5 protein-coding genes are annotated in these 3389 nt (G+C 31.7%); 3 read left to right on the top strand and 2 right to left on the bottom strand.

Annotated elements, in window-relative coordinates:
* From AACZ53_RS14240 to AACZ53_RS14250, 3 genes are all read left to right on the top strand, one after another.
* The coding region (locus AACZ53_RS14240; RefSeq protein ID WP_339839818.1) for a DUF2975 domain-containing protein at positions 1-282 on the top strand (282 nt) is incomplete at its 5' end.
* Between the two features lie 12 nt (positions 283-294).
* Positions 295-789, top strand: a complete 495-nt coding sequence (locus AACZ53_RS14245; RefSeq protein ID WP_339839820.1) for a DUF2975 domain-containing protein — start codon at positions 295-297, stop codon at positions 787-789.
* A gap of 2 nt (positions 790-791) precedes the next feature.
* The gene (locus AACZ53_RS14250) at positions 792-998 is read left to right on the top strand and encodes a helix-turn-helix transcriptional regulator (RefSeq protein WP_339839822.1); all 207 of its coding nucleotides are present in this window, start codon (positions 792-794) and stop codon (positions 996-998) included.
* 315 nt (positions 999-1313) lie between these two features.
* Here the strand turns inward: AACZ53_RS14250 and AACZ53_RS14255 are convergent, their stop codons facing one another.
* On the bottom strand, positions 1314-1595 hold the full coding sequence (locus AACZ53_RS14255; RefSeq protein WP_339839824.1) for a hypothetical protein: 282 nt from the start codon (positions 1593-1595) through the stop codon (positions 1314-1316).
* Positions 1596-1670: 75 nt separating this feature from the next.
* Positions 1671-3182, bottom strand: a complete 1512-nt coding sequence (gene atpD, locus AACZ53_RS14260; RefSeq protein ID WP_026717635.1) for a F0F1 ATP synthase subunit beta — start codon at positions 3180-3182, stop codon at positions 1671-1673.
* Between the last annotated feature and the right edge of the window lie 207 nt (positions 3183-3389).

Consider the following 3389-nt stretch of genomic DNA (forward strand, 5'->3'; position numbering starts at 1 on the left):
TTCCTAAATAAAAATTTAGATTTTTATAATCCTTTTAGTTTGGAATTAAAACAGTTCATTTCTAAACTATCATATCTTGCTTTAGGAATTGGGCTATTTTCTATTTCTGGAGACAAATATTCAGAATTGTTTTCAAAGCAAGGGCTTCAAGCAGTTAACTTACAGCTATTAAACCTAGAAGGAGCATATGTTTGGTTATTTATGGCTGTGATACTTTTTATTATTTCACATGTTGTAAAAAAAGGAATAGAAATTCAAACTGAAAACGATTTAACTATATAAATTATGAGAAAATTGAATATTTTAAAAGCAATTGTGGATTTTGTATGGATTATGTCATTTATTACAATCCCACCACTAATTGCACTTTTTGGTTTTATTTTAATTAGTAATGAACCAATAGGGATTCCAATAAAGTTAAATGGAGTTGAAATATCTGTTGTTGATCAACAAACAAAAATTCTATTAGTATTTATTATACTTGCTGCATTACTAATATTATATAGTATCTTCTTATTTAGAAAAATATTAAGATCGTTTCAAAGAAAAAAAATATTTACTTTAGAGGTTATTAAAAATTTTAATATAATTGGAATTTTGCTATTATTTTCATCTCTTTTGTCTGGAATTCCCGCATTTATTCTTAAATTATTAAAAAAAGAAGCTGGTTTTGAGATGGGGTTAAACCCTTTTGTAATGCTTTTTTGTTTAGGATTATTTTTTATGGTTTTAAGCGAAGTATTTATGATAGCTAAAACACAAAAAGAAGAAAACGAATTAACAATATAACTATGCCTATAATTGTAAACTTAGATGTAATGTTAGCCAAACGCAAAATGAAGAGTAATGAATTGGCTGAAAAAGTTGGTATTACTGTAGCAAATTTATCTATACTAAAAACGGGTAAAGCAAAAGCTATTCGGTTTTCTACTTTAGAAGCTATTTGTGAAGAATTAGAATGTCAACCAGCTGATATTTTGGAGTATGCGAAAGAGTAAAAAGCACTTCGACAGGCTCAATATGACAGTTTTATAATCAATTGACTATAAGTAAACATATAGAAAATTCGTGATTGTTAATTTTAATGCCAATCGAAATCCGAGATGTCAGTCTGAGCCTGTCGAAGAAGTTTTGTATATGTACCAAAAAAATAATATGAATGCTAAACAAATACCCTAGCCCAGATAGTAACGGCATCCTTTTTGTTTTTTCTTTAAAAACAAAAAGATAAAGTGTATAGCTGGAAATAGCTTCAAAACAAAAAAACCTAACAAATTAATGCTAGGTTTTTTATTTATAAAATCGAAATTGTCTTAGTCTGCTAAAACAATAACTTTATTTTCATTCATTTCGATTGTTCCTGAGTTGATTGGTAACCAAAACGTTTGCTCATTTAGTTTCTTGAATTGAGAAATAAATTCTTTATCAATATTAATTTTTTGAGCATTTATTTTAATGTTACCTTTTGTCAATAAAGAAACAATTGGTGCGTGATTATTCAACATTTGAAACTCACCATTCACACCTGGCAAAGCTACTGAAGTAACTTCTCCTTTAAATAATGTAGCTTCTGGTGATACTATTTCTAAAATCATTTTTTTAGTGATTAATAGTTAATAATTAGTAATTAGCACTAACTGAATACTGCCAACTGCCAACTGCCAACTGATTTATGCCTCTGCTAACATTTTTTCTCCGGCTTCGATAGCTTCTTCGATAGTTCCTTTAAGGTTGAAAGCTGATTCTGGTAAGTGATCTAATTCACCATCCATAATCATATTAAATCCTTTGATAGTATCTTTAATGTCTACTAAAACTCCTTTTAAACCTGTAAATTGCTCAGCTACGTGGAAGGGTTGCGATAAGAAACGCTGTACACGTCTTGCTCTACCAACAACTAATTTATCTTCCTCAGATAATTCTTCCATACCTAAAATTGCAATAATATCTTGTAATTCTTTGTAACGTTGTAATATCTCTTTTACTTTTTGAGCACAAGTATAATGTTCTTTTCCTAAGATGTCTGCTGTTAAGATTCTTGATGTAGAATCTAACGGGTCAACTGCAGGATAAATACCTAACTCAGCAATTTTACGAGACAATACAGTTGTAGCATCTAAGTGAGCAAACGTTGTTGCTGGTGCTGGATCCGTTAAATCATCCGCAGGAACATAAACCGCTTGTACAGATGTAATAGAACCTGTTTTTGTTGATGTAATACGCTCTTGCATTACACCCATCTCAGTTGCTAAAGTTGGTTGATACCCTACTGCTGATGGCATACGACCTAAAAGGGCAGAAACCTCAGAACCTGCTTGTGTAAAACGGAAGATATTATCCACGAAGAAAAGAACATCTTTTCCTTGTCCATCTCCAGCTCCATCACGGAAATATTCTGCAATAGTTAATCCTGATAATGCCACACGAGCACGAGCTCCAGGTGGTTCATTCATTTGTCCGAATACGAAAGTAGCTTTCGATTCTTTCATTATATTTTTATCTACTTTAGATAAATCCCATCCACCATCTTCCATAGAGTGCATGAAATCATCACCGTATTTGATAATTCCTGATTCTAACATCTCTCTTAAAAGGTCATTTCCTTCACGCGTTCTTTCTCCTACTCCTGCGAATACTGAAAGTCCACCGTGTCCTTTTGCGATGTTGTTAATTAATTCTTGGATAAGTACTGTTTTACCAACTCCTGCTCCACCAAATAAACCAATTTTTCCTCCTTTAGCGTATGGCTCAATAAGGTCGATTACTTTGATACCTGTAAATAATACTTCAGTAGCTGTAGATAAATCTTCGAATTTAGGTGCACTTCTGTGAATTGATAAACCATGAGTTCCTGCTTTTGGTAAATCTCCTAATCCGTCAATTGCATCCCCAATTACGTTAAATAAACGTCCAAAAACTTCTTCACCAATTGGCATTTGAATTGGAGCACCTGTAGCAACTACATCGACTCCTCTTGCTAAACCATCTGTTGAATCCATAGAGATTGTACGAACTGTATTTTCTCCGATATGAGATTGTACTTCAAGTACTAATAATGTACCATCCTTTTTAGTGATTTCTAATGAATCATAAATTTTTGGAAGTTCGGCTCCTTCTTGGTTGAAAACTACGTCAACAACTGGTCCGATAATTTTTGAAACTTTTCCTGTAACTTTAGACATTACTTATGTATTTATTTAATAGCTATTTACTGTTGAAAAAAAGATGCTTTTTTCCGTTTGCAAAGATAGTTTTTTTCAAAACAATTTTGCAATTTATTTTTTGAATTTTTTGCAATAAAAAAGCGAAATCTTTCAATTTCGCTTTAAATATGTTATTCTACTGTCACTGATTTTGCTAAATTCCTAGGTTGATCAACATTACATCCC

The sequence above is a fragment of the uncultured Flavobacterium sp. genome (genome assembly GCF_963975005.1).
Classification (GTDB): domain Bacteria; phylum Bacteroidota; class Bacteroidia; order Flavobacteriales; family Flavobacteriaceae; genus Flavobacterium.